Below are 21,851 nucleotides of genomic sequence, written 5' to 3' on the forward strand. Positions count from 1 at the left end.
TAACCTCTTAGAAATTCAAAAATCCCTGAAGCCAGATAACCGCCTTAAACCGGCGTCCTATCTCCGGCTCTCCCATCAGATCCTTCTGGTTGATGCATACATCAAACTTGATATCATTGCAGTTCAAGCTGATCTGATACATTTTCTCCTTTGTAAGAACATTTGTGGATTCCACAAAATCAACGATATTCCCCATCACATTATACTGGTCACACTCCACACCGTACGGCATGAAGTAAGAATCTACAATGGTAAACACATCTTCCTGCTGAATACGGCGTGAAATCATGGTATACGTGTCAATGTCCTCCATCGTCAGGCTCTCCATGGCTTCCTCATCCCCGTTTCTCGCAGCGGCAATCAGATGATTCCTGTTTGTCATTGTTTTCTTATCTTCTTCCACCTGCTGACTGTCTTTTTTTACCGGCAGAAGTATCTTCCCTTCCAAAGCGAGGCCGGAAAGCGTCACCGTTGTATCCGTACCAGCGAGAAACCCCTTCTCTTTTTCATTCAGATACTCACCCGCATTCAGCAGATAGAAAATCAGGGTAACCCCGATCCGCACATCATCGCATGCCCCGGCAAATGACTCTTTACCGGCATGCTTTTCAATGATAACACCTTCCTTCGTGGAAACATCTGTTCCATGGAAATATGGATAATAGTACTCCATCTGAAATTCATTATTCTCATCATACTCTCCGCAAACCGTAATACCACAGTCGTATCCAAAGGACTTGGACATTTCAGCAAAGAGATGATTCCCATCATGCTCCACGACCATTTTCTCGTCGTAATTTGAGATGACCATATCCAGGATATTGTTAAGCTCCTTTTTGCTGTCAATCTCAGAGAATCCGATTGCTTTTAAATAACTGTGCATAAGGGCACCCCCTTTCTATATTATTTTTCTTCTTATTATTTGTCTTTTGGTACAATAGCTTCCATTCCTCCAACATATGGACGCAATGCTTCCGGTATTCTGACCGTTCCATCTGCATTCAGATTATTCTCAAGAAATGCAATCAGCATACGCGGAGGTGCAACCACCGTATTATTCAGTGTATGTGCAAAATACTTCCCGTCTTTTCCGTTCACGCGGATTTTCAGTCTCCTTGCCTGAGCGTCTCCCAGATTTGAGCAGCTTCCCACCTCAAAATATTTTTTCTGTCTGGGTGACCATGCTTCTACATCTACAGATTTAACCTTTAAATCTGCTAGATCCCCTGAACAGCACTCCAATGTCCTCACCGGAATATCCAGGGTTCGGAACAGATCAACCGTATTCTGCCACAGTTTATCAAACCAATCTTTACTTTCCTCCGGCTTGCAGACGACGATCATCTCCTGTTTTTCAAACTGATGAATCCTGTAAACCCCACGCTCTTCGATTCCATGTGCGCCCTTTTCTTTTCTGAAACACGGGGAATAACTGGTCAGTGTCTGAGGAAGATCCTCTTCCTGAATGATCGTATCAATAAATTTACCGATCATGGAATGTTCACTCGTACCGATCAGATATAAATCCTCGCCTTCAATTTTATACATCATGGAATCCATCTCGGCAAAGCTCATAACACCCGTCACAACATCACTTCTGATCATAAACGGAGGCACACAGTACGTGAATCCTCTGTTAATCATAAAATCTCTGGCATAAGAGATGACGGCGGAGTGCAGCCGTGCAATATCACCCATCAGATAGTAGAATCCATTTCCCGCCACCTTACGGGCACTGTCCAGATCCAGTCCGCCAAATGATTCCATGATTTCTGCATGGTATGGAATTTCAAAATCAGGTACAACCGGTTCCCCATATCTCTGAACCTCGACGTTTTCACTGTCATCTTTTCCAATCGGCACAGTCGGGTCTATGATATTCGGAATCATCATCATGATTTTCTTGATTTTTTCTTCCACTTCCCGTTCCTGTGCAGTCAATGCCTCGATTCTGGCTCCTGAAGCTTCCACGGAAACCTTTACTTCTGCTGCCTCATCCTTTTTTCCCTGTGCCATCAGCATACCAATCTTCTTAGAAATCTTATTCTTCTCAGCCCGAAGTGATTCCACTTCCTGTTTAATATTTCTGTTTTCCTGATCAAGCGCAATGACTTCATCGACCAGAGACATTTTGTGATCCTGGAATTTATTTTTAATATTCTGCTTTACGATTTCCGGATTTTCTCTTACAAATCTTATGTCTAACATAACGTCCTCCTATTTTCCTGAATGCTTTCCTTATCTTATAATAGTATCAACCTTTTTTCAAGTATCGAATCATATGAATCACAAATACTAGTTTACATAACATATAAACATAATTAATTCACAGCGTCACTTCCGTATGTAACAGCTCTCCTAAGCGCTTCAACTTCTTCCTCACTGAGCATAATATAAGACTCTCCCTTTACAATCTCCTTAATATAGAGAAAACAGTTTTCCCTGCTGTGAATTGCGTTCAGTACAAACCCCGTATTATTTTGATCCAACATGGACAATACAAAACTCAATTTACCTCCCACATCATCGAACGCATCATATTTTACAATCCCGTACTTTGTCAATGTTTTTTCAAAATCAGATTTCAGTACTTTAAAATCATTCATCTGGACATCAGTCAAGGTTGATAATCTGTCAATTTCACGAAATTTATTAATGAACTGCCGCTCCAGAGACTGGGCATCCTTCCCCTTCATAAAAATCATATACTTTCTTTTTAAACGATGCAGTCCCAGGGAAAGATTTAATGTCATTAGCATCAAAATCAACACAAGAACAATTAAGATTAAAATCATAATTCCCTGATCGATTCCAATGTTTTCAAAAAAATTACTCATACGTATTATACTCCCTTATTTTATTGATTCAAATAACTCGATCAGACGTTCCAATTCTTCTTCCGAATAGTACTCAATTTCAATTTTTCCCTTATGATCACTTTTCCTCTGAATCTGAACTTTAGTTCCAACAATAGACTTTATTTTTTCCTCCAGATTCTGATAAACCAAATCAGATACCGTATCCGCCTCTTTTTTCTTTTGTTTTTTTGGATTTAAAAGACTTTTTACCAGTTTTTCTGTTTCTCTGACGCTCAGTTTTTCGTCAAATATTTTCATAGCTACGGAATACTGCATTTCCGCATCCTCCAAGCTTAAAAGTGACCTGGCATGACCGGTAGAAAGCATCTCATCGATCACCATCTGTTGTACGCGTTCGTCCAACTTTAAAAGCCGCATGGAATTTGTGACTGCGGTGCGGCTCTTTGATACACGGTCAGCAATTTCATCCTGTTTCAAAGAAAATTCTGTCATCAGTCGTTTATAGGCAATTGCCTCCTCGATTGGATTTAAATTTTCCCGCTGAATATTTTCAATTAACGATATCTCCACGATCTCCTGATCATTAAATTCCTTGATCACGACTGGTATTTCTTTAAGTCCGGCCATCTTTGCTGCACGCCATCTTCTCTCTCCGGCTATAATTTCAAAATACTTACCCTTTTTCTGAACCAGCAAGGGCTGCAGGATTCCGAACTGTCTGATAGAATCAGCAAGTTCTAAAAGGGCATCCTCATCAAAAGCTTTTCTTGGTTGTTCTCTGTTTGGCTCGACTTCGTTTATTTTTAATTTTATTTCAATAGGCTTCTCTACTATTTTTTCAATTATCTTTGTTTCTGCGTCACCCTTATTTGTATTAACGGGTCTTGAACTGCTTTTACTAGAAGAAGACGGAATTAACGAATCCAATCCCTTTCCAAGTCCACTTTTCTTCACGGCCATTCGTCATCCTCCCTGTGTATCACCTCTTCAGCCAACAGACGATAACTCTCTGCTCCAGCTGATTTTCCGTCATAATAGTTAATTGGCATGCCATAACTTGGCGCCTCAGCCAACCGCACATTTCTTGGTATAATAGTTTTATAGATAGTCTGCTGAAGATTATTCTTTACATTTTCAACTACCTGCAGCGATAAATTTGTTCTCGCATCATACATAGTAAATACAACCCCCTCAATTTCCAATTGTGGGTTCAGGCGTTCCTGTACCAACTCAATGGTATGTATCAATTGAGATAATCCTTCCAAAGCATAGTATTCACATTGTATAGGGACCAGCACTGTATTTGCAGTCGTCATAGCATTAATAGTTAACATATTTAACGACGGCGGACAATCAATAATAATAAAATCATATTCTTTCTTGATTTTTTCTATCTCATTCTTTAATATGTATTCTTTGTCATCTACTCCAATCAATTCAATTTCCGCACCGGCAAGATTTACATTGGATGGTATCAATGTCAGGTTCCCATACTCCAATGGTATCATACAATCCTCTAATTCACATTCACCCAATAAAAGTTCGTAGACTGTATTTTCAATCTGATTTTTATCTACCCCTAATCCACTCGTTGTATTTCCCTGGGGATCAATATCAATCGTCAACACTTTTTGATTCATTTCAGCCAGACATGCAGAAAGGTTGATTGCTGTAGTAGATTTTCCAACGCCGCCCTTTTGATTCGCAATTGCTATCGCTCTACTCAATGTTTTCTCCTTTCTGTATTGACAATAAACGTATTGTCACTGTGCTAATTATACCATTAATGCAGTAGCTTTTCTATACAAATGTTTCACGTGAAACACTTTTAACACAGTTTTTACAATATTGGTAAATGTTTCACGTGAAACATTTATCCTCATTGGTAAAGAATTAAGATAAAAATTTATTGTATCTTTTTAATTAATGGCTTATAATATAGATAAGAATTGTGACTTTCGCAGTAAATTCAACATGGAGGGAACACATGAAGAAATACAAGAAAAAATTACTGACAACCAGTATTTTGATAACAATGTCTACCATAGTAATGCATATCATAAACAGAGTTGTCTCTGCATCCGCTGTTATAAAGAATCTTTTACCCTCCCGGGAAGAAGATTTTTACGAGTGGCGCTTTGGAAATGTTTTTTATACTAAATCTGGGGAGGGTAAACCGCTTCTTTTGATTCACGACCTTCACCCAGGCAGCAGCAATTATGAATGGAAGAAATTAGTCTCTGCGCTTGAGAAACATTATACTGTTTACACTCTGGATCTGTTAGGATGCGGACGTTCAGATAAACCAAAGATAACCTATACGAATTTTTTATATGTTCAATTAATTACAGATTTTGTAAAAAATGTAATTCATCAAAAAACCAATGTGATCGCCAGTGGACTCTCATCATCATTTACTATTATGACATGTCTGAACGATGATAATGTCTTTGAAAAACTAATGCTGGTCAGTCCCGAAGATCTTGCTGTATTAAATCAGGCACCAACAAAACAATCCAAGGTTGCTAAATTCTTACTCGAGATTCCCATACTCGGTACACTGGTCTATCATATATTAGTCTGCAGACCAAATATTGAATTACTTTTCACAGAAAAATATCTATTTAATCCATTCCATGCGGACCACTCATCAATTGACACCTACTATGAGGCCGCACACAGGGGAAATAGTGACGGAAAATATCTGCAGTCAAGTATCTCCGGAAGATATGTTTACTGCAATATAGCACACGCGTTAAAAGAAATTAATAACAGCATATTCATATTATCGGGAGAAAAAAAGGAGGGAATACAGGAAACGATTGCTCTTTATACCTCCCTGAATTCCTCCATTGAGTCAGAACTGATACCTAAAACATGCCAGATGCCTCATATGGAAAACCCTGAAAAAGTTTTGGAAACGATTGGTATTTTCTTTTCCTACGGAACTTGACATGAAGTCATTTTTTTAGTATATTCATTATTACTGATGAAAAACTCTATGAGGGAGTAGTTAACGGCAGAGTAGCCGTGGTAATATCGACATACTGATGAAAATCCGGTATTACATTAAATAACGAGACTCATAGACAATAGCTCACAAAAAGTTATTGTCTATATGAGTCTCGTTTTACATTGAGGGCAAAGAAGGAGAAAAAAATGAGCATTTGGACACTATTTACATTAGCAATTGGACTTTCAATGGATGCATTTGCAGTATCAGTCTGTAAGGGCCTGGCTTTACGCCAGGTAAAATTAAAAAATTGTATCCTGGTGGGATTATGGTTCGGAGGTTTTCAGGCATTGATGCCTCTATTCGGTTATTTCCTGGGAATCCAATTCAAAGATTACATAACGGCTTTCGATCATTGGATAGCTTTTATTTTATTATCTCTGATCGGTATCAGTATGATCAAAGAGGCATTGGAAAAAAACGAAGAATGTGCCGACCCTTCTCTTGCATTTAAAGATATGCTGGTATTAGCGATAGCGACAAGTATAGATGCCCTGGCTGTTGGAATCACTTTTGCCTTTCTTCGTGTCAATATTACAGCTGCGGTTTCATTTATCGGAATTATTACCTTCTGCATATCGATGCTGGGTGTTAAAATCGGCAGTATGTTTGGCACAAAGTATAAATCAAAAGCCGAACTGGCGGGAGGAATTATTTTAATATTGTTAGGTCTGAAAATTTTATTTGAACATCTGGGAATCCTGCTTTAAAAAAATACTGCCGTATCAGCACCAAACTGATCGCGGCAGTATTTGTTTTATTTAGCTTATCAGTTCCTCATATTCACTGATCAGACTTTTCACCTTCATTTTATTGACGAGGTATTTGTTTCCATCCTGGCGCTGTGCCAGATAAAAATTTGAATCATATGCATAGTATTGAACATTGACGGTCGATCCGTCTTTCTTCACAAAATCAAATGACAGTTCTGCCTCCCCTTCGGGGATCATTCCCTCCTCCGCCATTTCCTGCGCAGTGACAGCAGTCACATGATTATAGAAGGTACTGAATCCAAGCGTATCCATCTCTTCACCGTCCATATAGTATACTGTCTTGCTCTCTTCTTCCTCTTCCTCCGAATTCACAGTATCCAGGGTAAAGACATGTGTATTACCAAGATAGTCCACAGTCAGGTTTTCCAGATCCTTCAGAAAAATATTGCTGACTGTCAGGTTCTCCACATGTTCGAGTGCCCCGTCCAATACCTGCGAGAGTGATTCTGTTGAAATTGCATGTACCTCACCGGATCCTTCGACAGACGTATAGCGGTTTCCATTGCCATCTTCATTACCGATGTGCAAAACCATATTCTTTTCCACCGTCTTTGCCTCTTCTTCAGACTCTTCTGTGGACTCATCCGCTTCTTCACTCACGGTATATGTGACTTTCAATGTCGCATACGGATTATCGAGTCCATACTCTGCAGGATTTTCACAATGATACTCATAATAATTGGCATATGTGAATCCTGCGATTGCTGACTGAAGTGAACTGATAGCAGAACTATCTGCATCCGACACACTGCCGGATGCATCTGTATAGGACCATCCTGAATCTGCACTGTCCGAACTCTGCACTGTGAATGAATGTTCTCCCTGCTCAAGCTCAACTCTTTTAATATCACTTCCCACAACCGTCGGGTAATCTTCACCTGCTGCGTAGTTCATCAGACTTCCCGCAAAGACCGTTGACAAATCACTGTCTGTGGTATACACCGTATTTTTATCATCATTTAAATATACGTAACAGTCACCCGTGGATTCATTTGAACTGCCGACAGCAATTTTTATATTCTTATCATCTTTCATTTTTATCTGAATTATATTTTCCGGGTTATCCAGTCCATATTCACTCAAATCGTCCACATGTTCAAGCGTTCTGTTGGATGTCACGCTTGCCAGTGCATCTGTCAGGACGGTCATCTGATCCGCCTTAACAGGAAAATTTGTATCGCTTTCCAGCTTCCATGCATCTTCATTTTTCGTAAAGACTTCATTTTCTCCTGATATTGTGAAGGAAATACTCTCGATGTTATCCACATCGACAGATACAATTTCAGAAGTTTCTTCACTTTTTTCAGCTTCTTCCTCCGCCTGATTGTGGTTTCTTAACAGAAAATAAGCGACCGCCAAAAGAATCAGGACAGCCAGAAGAATGATCAAATTGACGACCTTTCTCTTTTTCATCACTGTTTTCTCCTCTTCAGCCAGATTACCAGTCCGCATACGAGACACAATCCAGGCAGGATAATGATAGACATAATCATCCAGAAACTGGCGTCATAATTAGTAAGTGTCAGATAGTCTGTCTGCAGACTCTTGCTCGGTATCGAAACAGACGCCTCATCACCGCTCTTGCAAACGGCAGAGACTGATTCGGTCACCAGCTCGAGATTTCCGCCCGATACCATTTGATTGACATTATCATTCAAGATACTGGAAGAAGAATAGTAGATAATTTTTGTCTCTTTTTCATCATCTATACTCTCTGTGATATACATGCCAATATCAAAAGGCCCTTCCGCATCTCCATCCGATTTCTCATAATTTTCCATATTCTGAATATCCGTCTTGCTGTATGCTTTATTGGATGTGGTGAGAATCGGATTTATTGTCAGCGTATCTCTGACCTGATCCATCTTTTCAATTCCCTGTGCGATCGGCATCATAACATATTTGCCGCTGTCTATTACATTTGCTGTCACATCACTGTCATTTACATTCGGAAGCAGATAATATGGCATCTGGTAACCATAATTTCTGCTGTCACCTTCCAAAACCACACCGTCCACAGTCTTCACACCATAATTTTCAAGTACTCTCTTAAAGTTTGGCATCTCCGTCTCGCTGTAATCGGAAAAGATAATCGCATGACCGCCATTCTCCAGATATTCGATGATTTTATCCGTTTCTTCCCCAGACAGATCACTCGTCGGTGCAGCTATCATAATACTCTCTGCATCGTCAGGAACTTTTTCCTCCGTCATCAGATTTAATGTCTTCACTTCAACATTCTGTTTTGCGATCGCATCCGTAACCGCTGTGGATAACTCCAGTTCACCATGACCATCCAGTGTATAGAGTATCGGCAGATCATCTGAAGTAACATATTCTATGGCACTTGTGACCTGGCCTTCACCGTCAAATCCTGTTATACTTGAGGAGTAAGTCTGATAATTTACTTCTGACTGATACATCTGCCCATTATCTATAACCTTCGATTTTTCTCCGCAGACGACAATCACGCTGTTATCGGCGAGTTCCTGATCCGTATACTGTGAGGTGAATTTCGGATGAAGTACTGGATCTTTTTTCTCGACTTTAATGTGTTTTGACAAATCGTCATATCTCGTGAGTAGTTTATCGATCGTATCGTCTTCCTGTCCGCTCTGTGCGATATAGTAGATCGTCACATCTTGATCCAGGGTATTCAGGTATTCTTTTGTATCATCGCTCACTGTGTACAATTTTGCTGCACTCAAATCAAATTGTGTATACTGTGATGGTATTTCCGAAATGATCAGGTTGATCACCACGACCACGGCTATCACAATCAACGACAGAATCACACTGTAGGAACCGTTTTTTAACTTCTTCTTTCCATCATTTTTAAATATTTTCTCTTTATGAAACTTCATGTTTAACCTCATGATTAACCTCCTAACTCCACCGTCTCTTTAAGATTGACTGCATGGACAGGAACAGAAAGATTCCAATAACAGACAGAAAATAAACGACTCCTGTCAGGTCCAAAATGCCGTCAACAAAATTACTCAGGTGGCTGTTGATATTGAAAATATTTAAAAAGTTTTGAAATGCACCTTCAAACATGGAAGACCTCACGAGATAAGATGCGACAACGATGATCTCACCGATAAGTCCGACGACAACACTGATAAACACATTTTTGATCATCATATAAATGATTGCTGTCAGTATTAACACCAGAATCACAAAGGCGATCATGGAGGACATCGCCGTATCCGAAAAGAAAGATGCAATTCCATCTGTCATGTAACAGATAAACAATATGATAAATGACATCACCGCAGCAATAACCTGACTTTCCGTCACAGAAGAAAGGAACATTCCGACTGCAATATTTCCGCATCCGAGCAATACAAACCCCAGAACAGATGTATATGCCATAGGCAGTGAGACTGTTCCGAAACTCTTCATAACGAGCGGATAGCAGCAGATGACCGCCATAGGAATTATATAAATAGTCACAAGAGCCAGATATTTACCAATAATAATATCCTTCACAGATACCGGAGAAGTCAGGAGCATCTGGTCTGTCTTCTGTTTTCTCTCCTCTGCCAGCACACGCATCGTCAGAATCGGTACTGCAATTAAAAAAATAAAGGTAATGGAACTCAACGTAATGCCAAATATGGGGTAAGCAGCCTGAAGATTATACGCGGTAAAATAGATGCCCGTCATGAGCAGGATAAAAAACATAAACACATAGCCTACCATTGAAGTGAGATAACTTTTCAGTTCTTTTTTATAAATTGCCCGCATCTTCTTCCACCTCCTGTTCTCCAGACTCTTCTGTCTCTTCCTGACCATCCTCTGTCAGCTCGAGGAATACGTCTTCCAGAGAAAGTCTGCTGGATTCCATTTTAATGATCGGACATTTCTTTTCCGCAAATAAATAGAAGAGTTTTTCGCGAATATCTGTATCCTCCGCCGTCTTGATAAAAATATCAATCGCTCCCTCTTCCTGTGATTCACTAAGCGACATTTCTTCTATTTCAGGTATGGTGTGAAGTATTTCATCCACATCTTCTCTGTCTGTTTTAATCGTCAATTCCAATTCGTTCGATCCGATCATAAGTTTGCTCAGATTTTCCGGAGTATCGCTCGCTACCAGTTTACCATGCGCGATGATCATCACAAAATCACAGACTGCGCTTACCTCTGACAGAATATGGGAACTTAAAATCACGGTATGCTTCTCACTGAGGCTTTTAATCAGATCACGAATCTCAATGATCTGTTTGGGATCAAGTCCCACCGTAGGTTCATCCAGTATGATGATCTCAGGATAGCCGAGGATTGCCTGTGCCAGGCCCACTCGCTGCTTATAACCTTTGGACAGATTCTTGATCAGACGGTTCTGCATATCCGTGATCTTTACAAGTTCCATGACCTCATCGATCATCTGCTGTCTGTCTGTTTTCGGTATCTTCTTAAGTTCGGCAGCAAACTTCAGATATTCTATCACTGTCATGTCAAAATAAAGAGGCGGCTGCTCCGGAAGATATCCAATGCTCCTTTTTGCCTCCCCCGGTTCATCCAGGATATTGTGCCCGTTTATGATCACTTCTCCTTCCGTAGAAGCAATATATCCCGTAATGATATTCATAGTCGTAGACTTCCCGGCGCCGTTCGGACCTAAAAAACCGTAAATCTGGCCCCTTTCTACTGTGAACGACAGATTATCCACCGCAAGGTGGTCACCGTACCGCTTCACCAGATTTTTTACTTCTATCAAATCAATTTCCCTCCTTTTAATGATCAGGGTACAAAACCCCGCATATTCCTATTCATTTTACGTTTTAATTGTGTTAAACATCCGAAAAAATTGTGTTTTTTCTATGAAATCATGCTACAATTTTCCTGTAAAACAAAGACAATTGGCCCTACAAAGGCATTGCAAATATGCCAGTGTAGAGCCTTCTATGTTCTGATCATGTTTCTTCAAACATAACTGTTCAGGTTTATAAAATGGGCTCCTTAGAAGGCATTCCCGCTTTGCGGGGATACTTCTTCGGTGTTGGTTTTACTTTCTTTATCACTACAAAGGAACGTTCCATATCGGTATCTGCAAGCTGGAACTTAATCCGGGAGTCAATCTCTCCCCCCAGCACTTTCACAGCTCTCTTCGATACCCTGATTTCTTCATCCACCTTTCCCGATTTGTACGGAATAAAGAATCCTCCTTCCGCCACAAACGGAAGACAGTATTCAGAAAGTACATGAAGGCCTGCAACCGCCCTCGACACACACAGACCAAATGATTCCCTGTAATCTTTCTGCCTTGCATAATCCTCCGCCCTTCCGTGTATGCTGCGGATACCCGTAAGTTTCAGATTCAGAATCACTTCATCCAGAAATTTTACTCTTTTTGCAAGTGAATCAAGGAGCACACATTCCATATCCGGAAATGCAATCTTCAATGGTATTCCGGGGAATCCGGCGCCCGTCCCGATATCAATAAGATTTTTTATCCGGTTCATATCACATGCCTTTACAACCGCCAGGCTGTCAATGAAGTGCTTAACCACTACCTCCTCCCACTCTGTGATACCCGTCAGATTCATTACCTTGTTCCATTCTATCAACAGATCATAATATAACGCAAACTGATGATACTGATGATCATTCAGCGTTATATTCAGCTGTTCTACACCCTTTTTCAAAGACGTGAGGTCTTTTTCCAGCATTACATGTCTCCTTTTCCTCTCTGTTTTATGTCTGCGTGCGGTATCCCTGAAGATATACCAGAAGAACTGAGATATCCGCGGGTGAGACGCCTGATATCCTGGAGGCCTGTCCTATGTTTTCCGGCCGGTACAGGTTCAGCTTCTGAACTGCCTCGATACGGAGACTCCTGATTTGATTATAATCAATATCCTCCGGTATCTTTTTTGATTCCATCTTCTTAAACTGCTCCACCTGTTTTAACTGCCGTTTGATATACCCGCTGTATTTAATATTGATATTCACCTGTTCCGTTACATCGTACGGAAGATCTGGCCTCGCAGGGTCAATCTCTTTCAGATCGTCGTAACTCAGTTCCGGCCTGCGAATCAGTTCTCCCAGTGTTGTTCCTGACTTTAATACCGTACTGTTGTGATCCTCCAGAAGCTTCTGTACTTCCCTGGAAGCACCGATACTGGTATTTTCTACCCTTTTGGTCTCCTCTTCGATCTGCCGTTCCTTTATCAGCAGTCTCTGGTAATCCTCTTCACCGATCAGTCCCGCCTCATACCCCTTTTTTCTAAGCCGGAGGTCTGCATTGTCCTGTCTCAGAAGCAGCCGGTATTCCGCGCGGCTCGTCATCATACGGTAAGGCTCTTTATTTTCCTTCGTCACAAGATCATCAATCAATACACCGATATAGGACTCTGAGCGGTCCAGCACCAGAGGCTGTTTCCCCTTGATCTTAAGCGCCGCATTGATTCCTGCGATCAGGCCCTGTGCGGCAGCTTCCTCATATCCCGAACTTCCATTGAACTGTCCTCCGCTGAATAATCCTCTGATCGTCTTAAACTCAAGAGACGGCCGAAGCTGCCGCGGATTGATGCAGTCATATTCGATCGCGTAGGCATTTCTGACGATTTTTGCATTCTCAAGACCAGGCACAGAGTGATACATTTCATGCTGCACATCCTCCGGAAGAGAACTCGACATTCCCCCAACATACATTTCATTCGTGTACAGTCCTTCGGGTTCCAGAAACACCTGATGGCGGTTTTTGTCCGCAAACTTCACTACCTTATCTTCAATCGAAGGACAGTACCTGGGACCTGTTCCCTCTATCATACCTGAATACAGCGGCGATCGGTCCAGATTATTCCGGATGATCTCATGCGTTTTTTCACTGGTATAAGTGAGCCAGCACGACGACTGATCGATCTGTACATCTTCCGGATCCGTGGAAAATGAAAAAGGAACGACTCTTTCATCTCCGAACTGCTCTTCCATCTTCGTAAAATCAATACTTCTCCTGTCAATCCTGGCAGGTGTCCCCGTCTTAAACCGGAGAATTTCAATTCCATTTTTTCTCAGAGAATCTGTCAGATAGTTGGCAGCCTGAAGCCCGTTTGGCCCTGTCTCATTGCTGATATCCCCATAGATACATCTGGCCTTCAGATACGTACCGGTACACAATATCACTGCACTGCACAAATATGTTGCCTGCGAAAATGTCTTTACCCCTTTTATCACGCCGTCTTCCACGATCAGTTCTGTCACTTCCGCCTGTTTCACCGTCAGACGCTCCTGGTTCTCCAGTATGCCGCGCATACGCTCACTGTACGCATGCTTATCTGCCTGTGCCCTGAGCGAATGCACTGCAGGTCCCTTTGACCTGTTCAGCATTTTGGACTGTATAAATGTTTTATCAATATTCCTGCCCATTTCCCCGCCGAGAGCGTCAATCTCTCTCACCAGATGTCCTTTTGAACTTCCGCCGATATTGGGGTTACACGGCATCAGTGCGATACTGTCCACACTGACAGTAAAAATAATGGTTTCCATCCCCAGCCTTGCGCAGGCAAGTGCCGCTTCACAACCCGCATGACCCGCTCCTATCACCGCAACATCATATCTTTCCACTAACGTATTCATTCTTTTCTCCTGCTATTTGCCTGTACAAAACTTTCCGAAAATTTCATTTACCAGATCTTCCCCTACCGATTCCCCTGTGATACTCCCAAGAGACTCATACGCGTTCATAAGATCAATGGAGAAAAAATCCTCCGGCATACCATCTTCGATACTGCATTCAACCAGTTCAAGGCTCCTTTTTGTCTCGTCAAGCGCCGTCTTATGCCTGAGATTCGTGATATAAATTTCATCATTGAAGCATAACTCTCCCATAAAAAACATATCTTTCATACAATCTTCCAGCTCTTTGAGTCCCGTCTCCTCCTTCGCTGATATGGATATCACAGGTACAGGTAGATACTGATTTATATCATCTGCCGTCACCTTAATGTTGAGATCCGATTTATTCAGCAGTACGATCGCCTTTTTCTCTTCCGACCGGATCATCTCTATGATATCCTCATCATTTTCATCCAGCGGTACCGATGAATCAACCACATAAAGTATCAGATCCGCATCCTTAGCTCGTTCCCTCGCGCGGCCTACACCTATCTTTTCCACGACATCATCGGTACTGCGTATCCCCGCCGTATCAATAACACGCAGTGAAATTCCCTGAAGAGTAATCGTCTCTTCCAGAACGTCTCTTGTCGTGCCTGCGATATCCGTGACAATCGCTTTTTCCTCACCCACGAGAAGATTCAAAAGTGAAGACTTTCCCGCGTTTGGCTTGCCGACAATGACTGTTTTTATTCCTTCCTGAATCATTCTGCCTTCATCCGCCGAATCCAACAGTGCCTGGACCTTATTTTTTTCGTTTGCCAGGATAAGCTTTAATTTTTCCCCATAGCCGTCAATGCTGATATGTTCCGGATCATCCAGAGCCGATTCTATAAAGGCTATCTGGTATATTATACTCTGACGTATTTCCCTTATTTTCTGTTCCAGTGACCCTTTCAGCTGGCTCAGTGAACTCTTCAGCGCATATTCACTCTTCGCATTAATCACGTCAATTACCGCTTCTGCCTTTGACAGGTCAATTCTTCCGTTCAAAAAAGCACGCCTGGTAAATTCGCCCGGCTGTGCAGGTCGCGCCCCATATCTGACTGCAGTCTCCAAGACCTTTTTTACAGCCAGTACGCCCCCATGACAGTCAATTTCAACCGTATCTTCCCCTGTATAACTGTGGGGTCCCTTCATGATCATGACCAGAACCTCATCCACCATTTCATCTTTATCACAGATATGACCATAATGAATGGTATGAGTATCAACCTTGCTGATATCCTTGTCCTCTTTTTTAGGGCGGAAAATCCTGCTGATCACCTCGATGGAATCCTCACCGCTCATACGGACTATTCCGATTCCCGACGGACTCATGGCGGTTGCGACAGCGGCTATCGTATCGTTAGACGGAACTGTCATCTTCATTACTCCCTTCAGGCAAAAAGCTCTTTCAAAACATAAATACCTCACTTAAATTCAAAAAATTTAGGTGAGGTACTATGAAAGGCTCATGGCCTCCTATTTTTTTAATGTTACAACAACATGACGGTAAGGCTCACTGCCTTCACTGTACGTCTCTACATATTTGTTTCCCTGAAGCACAGAATGAATGATCCTTCTCTCATAAGGATTCATGGGTTCCAGTGCAACCGGTTTTCTGGTCTTTCTCACTTTATAAGCAATATTCTTCGCCAGATTTTCCAATGTATCTTTTCTGCGGCTTCTGTAATTCTCCGTATCGAGTTTTACACGAATATAGTGTTCCTGTCCCTTATTTACAACAAGGCTTGTCAGATACTGAAGGGAATCAAGCGTCTGTCCTCTTTTTCCGATCAGCATTCCCATATCAGCGCCGGAAAAATCGATATCCAGATTTCCCGTATTTTTCTGATATACAATAGTAATCTCAACTGGAACTTCCATTGCTTTAAATACACTGTCCAAAAATTCACGTGCCGCGTCTTCAATTCCCTTAATTTCTTCCGGCGTTCTCTCAACTACCACATATTCTTTTTTCTCAGGAGCCGGTACTTTTTCTGTCATCGGCGGTTTTTCGGATGGTTTAGGCTTTTCCTGTTTTTTCTCCTGTTTCTTTTCCTTTTTAAACTCTTTTTTAGGCTCTTTCTTAACTTCAGGCTTTACAGGTTTTATTTCTTCAACAGGCTCGACAATCTCTTTTCTCCGCGCTTTAATAATCGCCGGTTTGCTTCCAAATCCTAAAAATCCGGAACTTCCTTCCCGCACAACCTGTATTTCAAGATTATCACTGGAGGTTTCCAAAGTAAGACATGCTTTGGTAATTGCATCGTCAACGGTTTTTGCGGAAATTTCAATAAACTCCATAACCAATCCCCCTATTTCTTCCTGTTCTTTTCATCAAACTGTTTAACCATATTTGCCTTTGAAGCAATACTGTTTGGTTTCACATTTCCACTGTTGTAATATTCAGTAGCCTTTCTGACTGCTTCTTCTCTCTCTTCTGCAGAAGCAGCGTTCACCGGCTCATTGATCCTGCGTACGTTCTGTGTTGCCTGCTGTGTAATCTTTTGCGGAGGAAGTCCCTTCTTCTCGCGTTTCTTCTGCGCCTTCTCCTGGTTTTTCTTAATCAGGTCATCCATATCGATCTTCGTCATATGCCTGTTGATGATCAGCTGCTGAATACTTCTGAATACTGCACCCGCAATCCAGTAGATACCGATACCTACCGGAAATGTAACACAGAAAAATGCGGACATAATCGGCATAACCGTATTCATACTCTTCATTGATGCATCCATCGCACTGGGTGCATCTCCATTTGCAGCTGTCGCCGGCTGCGGCATTAGCTTATAGTTGAGCCACTGTGTCAGCCATGCAAGTACCGGAATCAATATTGCTCCGATTACGAGAAGCCACTGACCGGAAGAAAAACCGTCTTTGATCAGAATAAAGGGTGTATCTGAAATATTTAATCCCAGAAACATATTCACATTCGTGATACTTTCTTTTGTCGTATTGATAATATTGGTAAAACCGCTGAAGTCACCTACATGCGCAATCGCTTCCCATTGATTGGTCGTCAGATTGTACAGCATATCAATGATAGAATTCGTACTTGCGACACCATTTTCCACAGCCAGCTTTGTTGTGGTTATTTTATTTTCATCAATAAAAGTCTGAAGAATCTCAGTAAAATTAGGTATCGACGTTATTTTTGTTACAAGACCTGTAAATACTTCCCTTACGCTGGAAATATATCCCGGTATATGATAAATAACCTGGTACAATGCAAACATAACGGGCAGTGTGATCAGCATCTGACCACAGCTTCCAGTCGGAGAAACACCGTATTTCTGATAAATTGCCTGTGTCTCTTCCTGCATTTTTTCCATGGATTTCTGATCTTTTTTGCCTTTATATTTCTGCTGCACTTTCTGAATCTCAGGCATCATAATGCTGTTGAGTTTCGAGAATTTCTGTTGTTTTATCTGCAGCGGCGTCATCAGAAGATACATTACAAATGTAAATAAGATGATTGCGATACCAATATTGGGAATCCCTATCTGTTCCAGGCACCAATATATCCCACTGATAACATATCCAAGAATATCAGCTATCCATCCGATAATCGGCATTGTTGATTTTGTCAAAAAGATATCCAAACCAATTTTCCTCCTTGTACTTTATGGAACCGGATCATAGCCGCCTTTCGAGAAGGGATTACATCGTAATATTCTCCATATTGCTAATATACTTCCTTTGAAAGCCCCATATTTTTGAATTGCTTCTAATCCGTAATTTGAACAGGTTGGTGTATACGGACAGCATGTTCTCTTTAAAGGTGATAAATATTTTTGATAAAACTTAATCATTCTAATCAATATTATTTTCATTTTTACTTTTTAGAATATGATGCATCTTCCCGAGATGCATCAATGCACTTTCTATATGCGCGTAATCTCTGTCTTTTGCATTTACTCTTGCAATGACTACAATATCCATTCCGTTTTGGAATAATTCTTCATTTAACCGATAACTCTCTCTGATCAGTCTGGTCAATCTATGACGTACGATACTGTTTCCAACCTTCTTACTGACAGATATACCCAGACGATTTTTTTCCAATTGGTTCCTATATACATACATTACCAGATATTTATTTGCAAGCGACGTTCCGTTTTTGTAAACCAACTGAAAATCTCTGTTTTTCTTTAAACTCTCCGAATTTTTCATAGAATGATTCCCTTAATTAACGGCAAAAATATAAGAGAAGAAAAGACCACATAACTGCGGTCTTATGCTGATAAACTTTTTCTTCCTTTTAATCTTCTTGCAGCTAAAACTTTTCTTCCGCCTTTTGTGGCCATTCTCGCTCTGAATCCGTGAACTTTAGCTCTGGATCTCTTTTTCGGCTGAAATGTCATTTTCATAATTCTGGCACCTCCTTTAAAAACCAAATATCTATCATATATGGTAATTTATAATCTTCATGTATGCACGAAAACATCATTTCAATTATATTCATATTACTCTCCTAAGTCAAGTAAAATTCAGGTTTTTTTTGATTTACGCCGTATTTTCTTAAATATCACATAGTTTACGTAATACTATCCACATTTTGTGGATAACTTGTGGATAAAATGCGATTTTTATGTGGTTATATGAGCACCATCCTTAATTTTTGTTTGAAATACACTGTTTCGTCAATGTGAATAATAAAAACCTTTATACACATTTCGAACAATAACTACATTTTATGGTAACTGATTATTGTCCAGCTTCCAGAATTAATCATTGCGTAAAATCCCGTTTTATTATAATATAAGGTAGAGATATTATATAAAATGGATTGATTGATAAGTCGTTGCCAGGGTCCTGTTCTGCAGGACCCTTAGGGCGATACGATATAATATCACATAATTTGTGGTTCAAAGCTGTGTTTATACTTATAGGAAACGGGGACTATTAAAATGAACATTATTATAAAAAAGTGGAATGATATTCTGGATATGGTAAAAAAAGAGCATGAACTCTCAGACGTATCATTTACAACATGGTTAAAACCTTTGACGGTACATAGCGTAGATAATGACGTTGTTACCATTCTTGTGCCTTCTACGGAATTTATTAATTATATCAGTAAGAAGTACACACTTCCTATTAAAGTCGCAATCACGGAAGTTACTGGAATTAGCTGTGAAATAAAATTCATTATACCGGAAGATATCCCGAAAGTAATAGAAACACAGCCGCAGGCCATCAATGAAAATCTGATCAATGCCAACCTGAATGAGAAATACACTTTTGATACATTTGTCGTAGGAAGCAATAATAAATTTGCTCACGCAGCCTCTCTCGCAGTAGCGGAGTCCCCCGGCGACATTTATAATCCTCTGTTTTTATATGGAGGAGTGGGACTGGGTAAAACTCATCTTATGCACTCGATCGCACATTTTATTCTTCAGACAGACCCCTCGAAAAGGGTTCTCTATGTAACGAGTGAGGATTTTACAAACGAAGTTATTGAATCCATCCGTAATGGCAATAACACGGCTATGTCAAAATTTCGTGAAAAATACAGAAACATTGATGTTTTACTGGTGGATGACGTACAGTTCATTATTGGTAAGGAATCTACCCAGGAAGAATTTTTCCACACCTTTAATGCGCTTCACAGCGCCAGAAAACAGATCATCATATCATCCGATAAGCCGCCGAAAGATATGGAAATACTGGAAGACAGAATTCGTTCCCGATTTGAATGGGGATTGATCGCCGATATTTCATCTCCTGATTATGAGACTCGAATGGCAATTCTTCGGAAAAAAGAAGAACTGGATGGATATAACGTCGATGATTCTGTTATTGAATACATCGCAACAAACATAAAGTCAAATATCCGTGAACTGGAAGGCTCTCTTAATAAAATTATGGCTTACGCTAACCTGGAAAAACGGGAAGTCACCCTGGAACTGGCTGAACAGGTACTGAAAGATATTATTTCCCCGGATGCGAAAAAAGTAATCACACCCGAGTTAATCATCACAACTGTCGCTGAACACTTTGATGTCACTGCCGACGATATAAAAGGAAGTAAGAGGAGTCAGAAAGTTACTTTTCCACGACAGATCGTTATGTATTTATGCCGTGAAATGACGGGTCTTACTCTTGCCGGCGTTGCAAAGGCCCTTGGAAAAAGCGATCATACGACAGTGATCAATGCTATAAAAAAAATAGAAAAGGAAATGGAAAACTCTTCTGATCTTGAAACTACCATTTCCGTACTGAAGAAGAAGATTAATCCTCCTTCTTAAAAAAAGTTATACACATTAATTTGTGGATAATGTGTTTATTGTATGTTGATAATTTGTGGATAATTTTTCTGTTTTTTTTATCAACAATGTGTACACACTTTAACTTCATTACTTTAACATATTTATCCACGGGTATTTTGCTTGTATTTCAGCGCTTTAACCGACATTTTCACAAATCCACAGCCCTTACGGCTAAGACTACGGATTTGTTATTAATTTATTTTTCTTAAAGTCACTTTTGACAGGAAGGGAGTTATACACATTATGAAGTTAATCTGCTCTAAATCTGAATTGCTTAAAAGTGTTAACATCACACTCAAAGCAGTTCCATCCAAAACAACCATGCCTATCCTGGAATGTATCCTCATCGATGCTTCCACAAATGAAATTAAATTCACAGCAAATGATATGGAACTTGGTATCGAAACGAAAGTCAATGGAACGATTGAAGAAAAAGGCATCGTAGCCCTGGATGCCCGTATATTTTCTGAGATTGTCAGAAAGCTCCCGGACAGCGATGTTATCATTAAAACAGACGATAAATTAAATACGACCATTTCCTGTGAAAAAGCAAAATTTACAATTCCGGGAAAAGACGGAGAAGATTTTGCCTATCTCCCTATTATTGAAAAAAATGACTGTGTGGAAATCTCTCAGTTCACATTAAAAGAAACGATACGTCAGACAATTTTTTCGATCGCTGCTAATGAAAATAATAAACTTATGACTGGTGAGCTGTTTGAGATAAAAAATAATATCATGAAGATTATTTCCCTCGACGGACATCGAATTGCAATAAGAAAAATTGAGTTGAGAGAAAGTTATTCTGATAAAAAAGTGGTAGTACCAGGTAAAACACTGAATGAGATCAGTAAGATTTTATCGGGTGAGATGGAAGATATGGTTCAGATTTTCTTTACGGAGAATCACATTGTCTTTGAATTCGATGATACGGTCGTTGTATCAAGGCTGATCGAGGGAGAATATTTCAAAATTGATCAAATGCTTTCCAGCGATTATGAAACAAAAGTTATGATTAATAAAAAAGAATTTTTAAATTGTATCGACAGGGCGACACTTCTTGTAAAAGAAGGTGATAAGAAACCGATCATCATAGATATTCAGGATGGCAATATGCAGCTGAAAATTAATTCTCAGATCGGATCCATGGATGAGGACATTGATATCGAAAAAGAGGGAAAAGACATCCTCATTGGATTTAATCCCAAATTCCTGATGGATGCCCTGAAGGTGATCGATGACGAAACGATATCGATCTATCTGGTAAATGCGAAAGCGCCGTGTTTTATCAAGGATGATATGGAAAATTATATTTATCTCATTCTGCCTGTTAATTTTAACGCGGCAAGATAGGAAAAGG

Annotated in this window: 21 protein-coding genes; 4 read left to right on the forward strand and 17 right to left on the reverse strand. The window is 40.3% G+C overall.

Features of this window, described 5'->3' with window-relative positions; all coding sequences use genetic code 11:
- Nucleotides 1–7: 7 nt before the first annotated feature.
- The 5 genes from NQ502_RS08990 to NQ502_RS09010 all read right to left on the reverse strand — a co-directional run bounded on the left by NQ502_RS08990 (nucleotide 8) and on the right by NQ502_RS09010 (nucleotide 4,546).
- Complete coding sequence (locus tag NQ502_RS08990) at nucleotides 8–883, reverse strand: DUF3881 family protein (protein WP_028528259.1); 876 nt, start codon at nucleotides 881–883, stop codon at nucleotides 8–10.
- Between the two features lie 35 nt (nucleotides 884–918).
- Complete coding sequence (gene serS, locus NQ502_RS08995; protein ID WP_028528258.1) at nucleotides 919–2,208, reverse strand: serine--tRNA ligase; 1,290 nt, start codon at nucleotides 2,206–2,208, stop codon at nucleotides 919–921.
- A 113-nt stretch (nucleotides 2,209–2,321) separates the two neighbouring features.
- Nucleotides 2,322–2,837: a DUF4446 family protein gene (locus NQ502_RS09000; RefSeq protein WP_028528257.1), complete on the reverse strand. Its 516-nt coding sequence runs from the start codon at nucleotides 2,835–2,837 to the stop codon at nucleotides 2,322–2,324.
- Nucleotides 2,838–2,852: 15 nt separating this feature from the next.
- Nucleotides 2,853–3,779 carry a ParB/RepB/Spo0J family partition protein gene (locus tag NQ502_RS09005; protein ID WP_028528256.1) on the reverse strand — a complete coding sequence of 309 codons (927 nt, stop codon included), beginning with the start codon at nucleotides 3,777–3,779 and terminating at the stop codon, nucleotides 2,853–2,855.
- On the reverse strand, nucleotides 3,770–4,546 hold the full coding sequence (locus NQ502_RS09010; RefSeq protein ID WP_028528255.1) for a ParA family protein: 777 nt from the start codon (nucleotides 4,544–4,546) through the stop codon (nucleotides 3,770–3,772). Before NQ502_RS09010 ends, NQ502_RS09005 begins: the two co-directional genes overlap by 10 nt.
- A 260-nt stretch (nucleotides 4,547–4,806) precedes the next feature.
- On the opposite strand from NQ502_RS09010, the gene NQ502_RS09015 reads away from it, so the two are divergent.
- Complete coding sequence (locus NQ502_RS09015; protein WP_028528254.1) at nucleotides 4,807–5,772, forward strand: alpha/beta fold hydrolase; 966 nt, start codon at nucleotides 4,807–4,809, stop codon at nucleotides 5,770–5,772.
- A 206-nt stretch (nucleotides 5,773–5,978) separates the two neighbouring features.
- Nucleotides 5,979–6,542: a manganese efflux pump MntP gene (locus NQ502_RS09020; protein WP_028528253.1), complete on the forward strand. Its 564-nt coding sequence runs from the start codon at nucleotides 5,979–5,981 to the stop codon at nucleotides 6,540–6,542.
- A 51-nt stretch (nucleotides 6,543–6,593) separates the two neighbouring features.
- Here NQ502_RS09020 and NQ502_RS09025 read toward each other — a convergent pair whose 3' ends face one another.
- The 12 genes from NQ502_RS09025 to rpmH all read right to left on the reverse strand — a co-directional run bounded on the left by NQ502_RS09025 (nucleotide 6,594) and on the right by rpmH (nucleotide 18,586).
- The gene (locus NQ502_RS09025; protein ID WP_028528252.1) at nucleotides 6,594–8,018 is read right to left on the reverse strand and encodes a DUF4340 domain-containing protein; all 1,425 of its coding nucleotides are present in this window, start codon (nucleotides 8,016–8,018) and stop codon (nucleotides 6,594–6,596) included.
- The gene (locus NQ502_RS09030) at nucleotides 8,018–9,481 is read right to left on the reverse strand and encodes a GldG family protein (protein WP_242830254.1); all 1,464 of its coding nucleotides are present in this window, start codon (nucleotides 9,479–9,481) and stop codon (nucleotides 8,018–8,020) included. The genes NQ502_RS09025 and NQ502_RS09030 overlap by 1 nt, the downstream gene beginning before the upstream one ends.
- A 10-nt stretch (nucleotides 9,482–9,491) precedes the next feature.
- Nucleotides 9,492–10,355 carry an ABC transporter permease gene (locus NQ502_RS09035; RefSeq protein ID WP_028528250.1) on the reverse strand — a complete coding sequence of 288 codons (864 nt, stop codon included), beginning with the start codon at nucleotides 10,353–10,355 and terminating at the stop codon, nucleotides 9,492–9,494.
- Nucleotides 10,339–11,331: an ABC transporter ATP-binding protein gene (locus tag NQ502_RS09040; RefSeq protein WP_044983160.1), complete on the reverse strand. Its 993-nt coding sequence runs from the start codon at nucleotides 11,329–11,331 to the stop codon at nucleotides 10,339–10,341. Before NQ502_RS09040 ends, NQ502_RS09035 begins: the two co-directional genes overlap by 17 nt.
- Nucleotides 11,332–11,557: 226 nt before the next feature.
- Nucleotides 11,558–12,283 (reverse strand): 16S rRNA (guanine(527)-N(7))-methyltransferase RsmG, encoded by a 726-nt coding sequence (gene rsmG, locus NQ502_RS09045; RefSeq protein WP_044983159.1) that lies wholly within the window; start codon nucleotides 12,281–12,283, stop codon nucleotides 11,558–11,560.
- Nucleotides 12,284–12,308: 25 nt separating this feature from the next.
- Nucleotides 12,309–14,192 carry a tRNA uridine-5-carboxymethylaminomethyl(34) synthesis enzyme MnmG gene (mnmG, locus tag NQ502_RS09050; protein ID WP_028528248.1) on the reverse strand — a complete coding sequence of 628 codons (1,884 nt, stop codon included), beginning with the start codon at nucleotides 14,190–14,192 and terminating at the stop codon, nucleotides 12,309–12,311.
- 12 nt (nucleotides 14,193–14,204) lie between these two features.
- Nucleotides 14,205–15,602, reverse strand: coding sequence for a tRNA uridine-5-carboxymethylaminomethyl(34) synthesis GTPase MnmE (gene mnmE, locus NQ502_RS09055; RefSeq protein WP_028528247.1), 1,398 nt, complete (start codon nucleotides 15,600–15,602; stop codon nucleotides 14,205–14,207).
- 93 nt (nucleotides 15,603–15,695) lie between these two features.
- Entirely contained in the window at nucleotides 15,696–16,520 is an 825-nt protein-coding gene (gene jag, locus NQ502_RS09060) for an RNA-binding cell elongation regulator Jag/EloR (protein WP_028528246.1), read from the reverse strand.
- A gap of 11 nt (nucleotides 16,521–16,531) precedes the next feature.
- The gene (locus NQ502_RS09065; RefSeq protein ID WP_028528245.1) at nucleotides 16,532–17,818 is read right to left on the reverse strand and encodes a YidC/Oxa1 family membrane protein insertase; all 1,287 of its coding nucleotides are present in this window, start codon (nucleotides 17,816–17,818) and stop codon (nucleotides 16,532–16,534) included.
- 21 nt (nucleotides 17,819–17,839) lie between these two features.
- A complete protein-coding gene (gene yidD, locus NQ502_RS09070; protein WP_083963227.1) occupies nucleotides 17,840–18,049 on the reverse strand; it encodes a membrane protein insertion efficiency factor YidD in 210 nt (69 codons plus the stop codon).
- Nucleotides 18,030–18,389, reverse strand: coding sequence for a ribonuclease P protein component (gene rnpA, locus NQ502_RS09075; protein WP_028528244.1), 360 nt, complete (start codon nucleotides 18,387–18,389; stop codon nucleotides 18,030–18,032). Before rnpA ends, yidD begins: the two co-directional genes overlap by 20 nt.
- A gap of 62 nt (nucleotides 18,390–18,451) precedes the next feature.
- Entirely contained in the window at nucleotides 18,452–18,586 is a 135-nt protein-coding gene (rpmH, locus tag NQ502_RS09080; protein WP_028528243.1) for a 50S ribosomal protein L34, read from the reverse strand.
- Nucleotides 18,587–19,126: 540 nt separating this feature from the next.
- Here rpmH and dnaA point away from each other — a divergent pair.
- Both dnaA and dnaN read left to right on the forward strand, forming a co-directional pair.
- The gene (gene dnaA / locus NQ502_RS09085) at nucleotides 19,127–20,470 is read left to right on the forward strand and encodes a chromosomal replication initiator protein DnaA (protein ID WP_028528242.1); all 1,344 of its coding nucleotides are present in this window, start codon (nucleotides 19,127–19,129) and stop codon (nucleotides 20,468–20,470) included.
- A 264-nt stretch (nucleotides 20,471–20,734) separates the two neighbouring features.
- Nucleotides 20,735–21,844, forward strand: a complete 1,110-nt coding sequence (gene dnaN / locus NQ502_RS09090) for a DNA polymerase III subunit beta (RefSeq protein ID WP_028528241.1) — start codon at nucleotides 20,735–20,737, stop codon at nucleotides 21,842–21,844.
- Nucleotides 21,845–21,851 lie beyond the last annotated feature (7 nt).

This window comes from Ruminococcus gauvreauii, assembly GCF_025151995.1.
GTDB classification, from domain to species: Bacteria; Bacillota; Clostridia; order Lachnospirales; family Lachnospiraceae; genus Ruminococcus_G; species Ruminococcus_G gauvreauii.

Coding starts and splice junctions, on each gene's coding strand:
- NQ502_RS09000 (WP_028528257.1), bottom strand. CDS start 2,837: ATGAGTAATTTTTTTGAAAACATTGGAATCGATCAGGGAATTATGATT.
- NQ502_RS08990 (WP_028528259.1), bottom strand. CDS start 883: ATGCACAGTTATTTAAAAGCAATCGGATTCTCTGAGATTGACAGCAAA.
- NQ502_RS09035 (WP_028528250.1), bottom strand. CDS start 10,355: ATGCGGGCAATTTATAAAAAAGAACTGAAAAGTTATCTCACTTCAATG.
- NQ502_RS09025 (WP_028528252.1), bottom strand. CDS start 8,018: ATGAAAAAGAGAAAGGTCGTCAATTTGATCATTCTTCTGGCTGTCCTG.
- jag (WP_028528246.1), bottom strand. CDS start 16,520: ATGGAGTTTATTGAAATTTCCGCAAAAACCGTTGACGATGCAATTACC.
- dnaN (WP_028528241.1), top strand. CDS start 20,735: ATGAAGTTAATCTGCTCTAAATCTGAATTGCTTAAAAGTGTTAACATC.
- rsmG (WP_044983159.1), bottom strand. CDS start 12,283: ATGCTGGAAAAAGACCTCACGTCTTTGAAAAAGGGTGTAGAACAGCTG.
- NQ502_RS09020 (WP_028528253.1), top strand. CDS start 5,979: ATGAGCATTTGGACACTATTTACATTAGCAATTGGACTTTCAATGGAT.
- NQ502_RS09015 (WP_028528254.1), top strand. CDS start 4,807: ATGAAGAAATACAAGAAAAAATTACTGACAACCAGTATTTTGATAACA.
- rnpA (WP_028528244.1), bottom strand. CDS start 18,389: ATGAAAAATTCGGAGAGTTTAAAGAAAAACAGAGATTTTCAGTTGGTT.
- NQ502_RS09030 (WP_242830254.1), bottom strand. CDS start 9,481: ATGAGGTTAAACATGAAGTTTCATAAAGAGAAAATATTTAAAAATGAT.
- yidD (WP_083963227.1), bottom strand. CDS start 18,049: ATGAAAATAATATTGATTAGAATGATTAAGTTTTATCAAAAATATTTA.
- dnaA (WP_028528242.1), top strand. CDS start 19,127: ATGAACATTATTATAAAAAAGTGGAATGATATTCTGGATATGGTAAAA.
- mnmG (WP_028528248.1), bottom strand. CDS start 14,192: ATGAATACGTTAGTGGAAAGATATGATGTTGCGGTGATAGGAGCGGGT.
- NQ502_RS09005 (WP_028528256.1), bottom strand. CDS start 3,779: ATGGCCGTGAAGAAAAGTGGACTTGGAAAGGGATTGGATTCGTTAATT.
- serS (WP_028528258.1), bottom strand. CDS start 2,208: ATGTTAGACATAAGATTTGTAAGAGAAAATCCGGAAATCGTAAAGCAG.
- mnmE (WP_028528247.1), bottom strand. CDS start 15,602: ATGAAGATGACAGTTCCGTCTAACGATACGATAGCCGCTGTCGCAACC.
- rpmH (WP_028528243.1), bottom strand. CDS start 18,586: ATGAAAATGACATTTCAGCCGAAAAAGAGATCCAGAGCTAAAGTTCAC.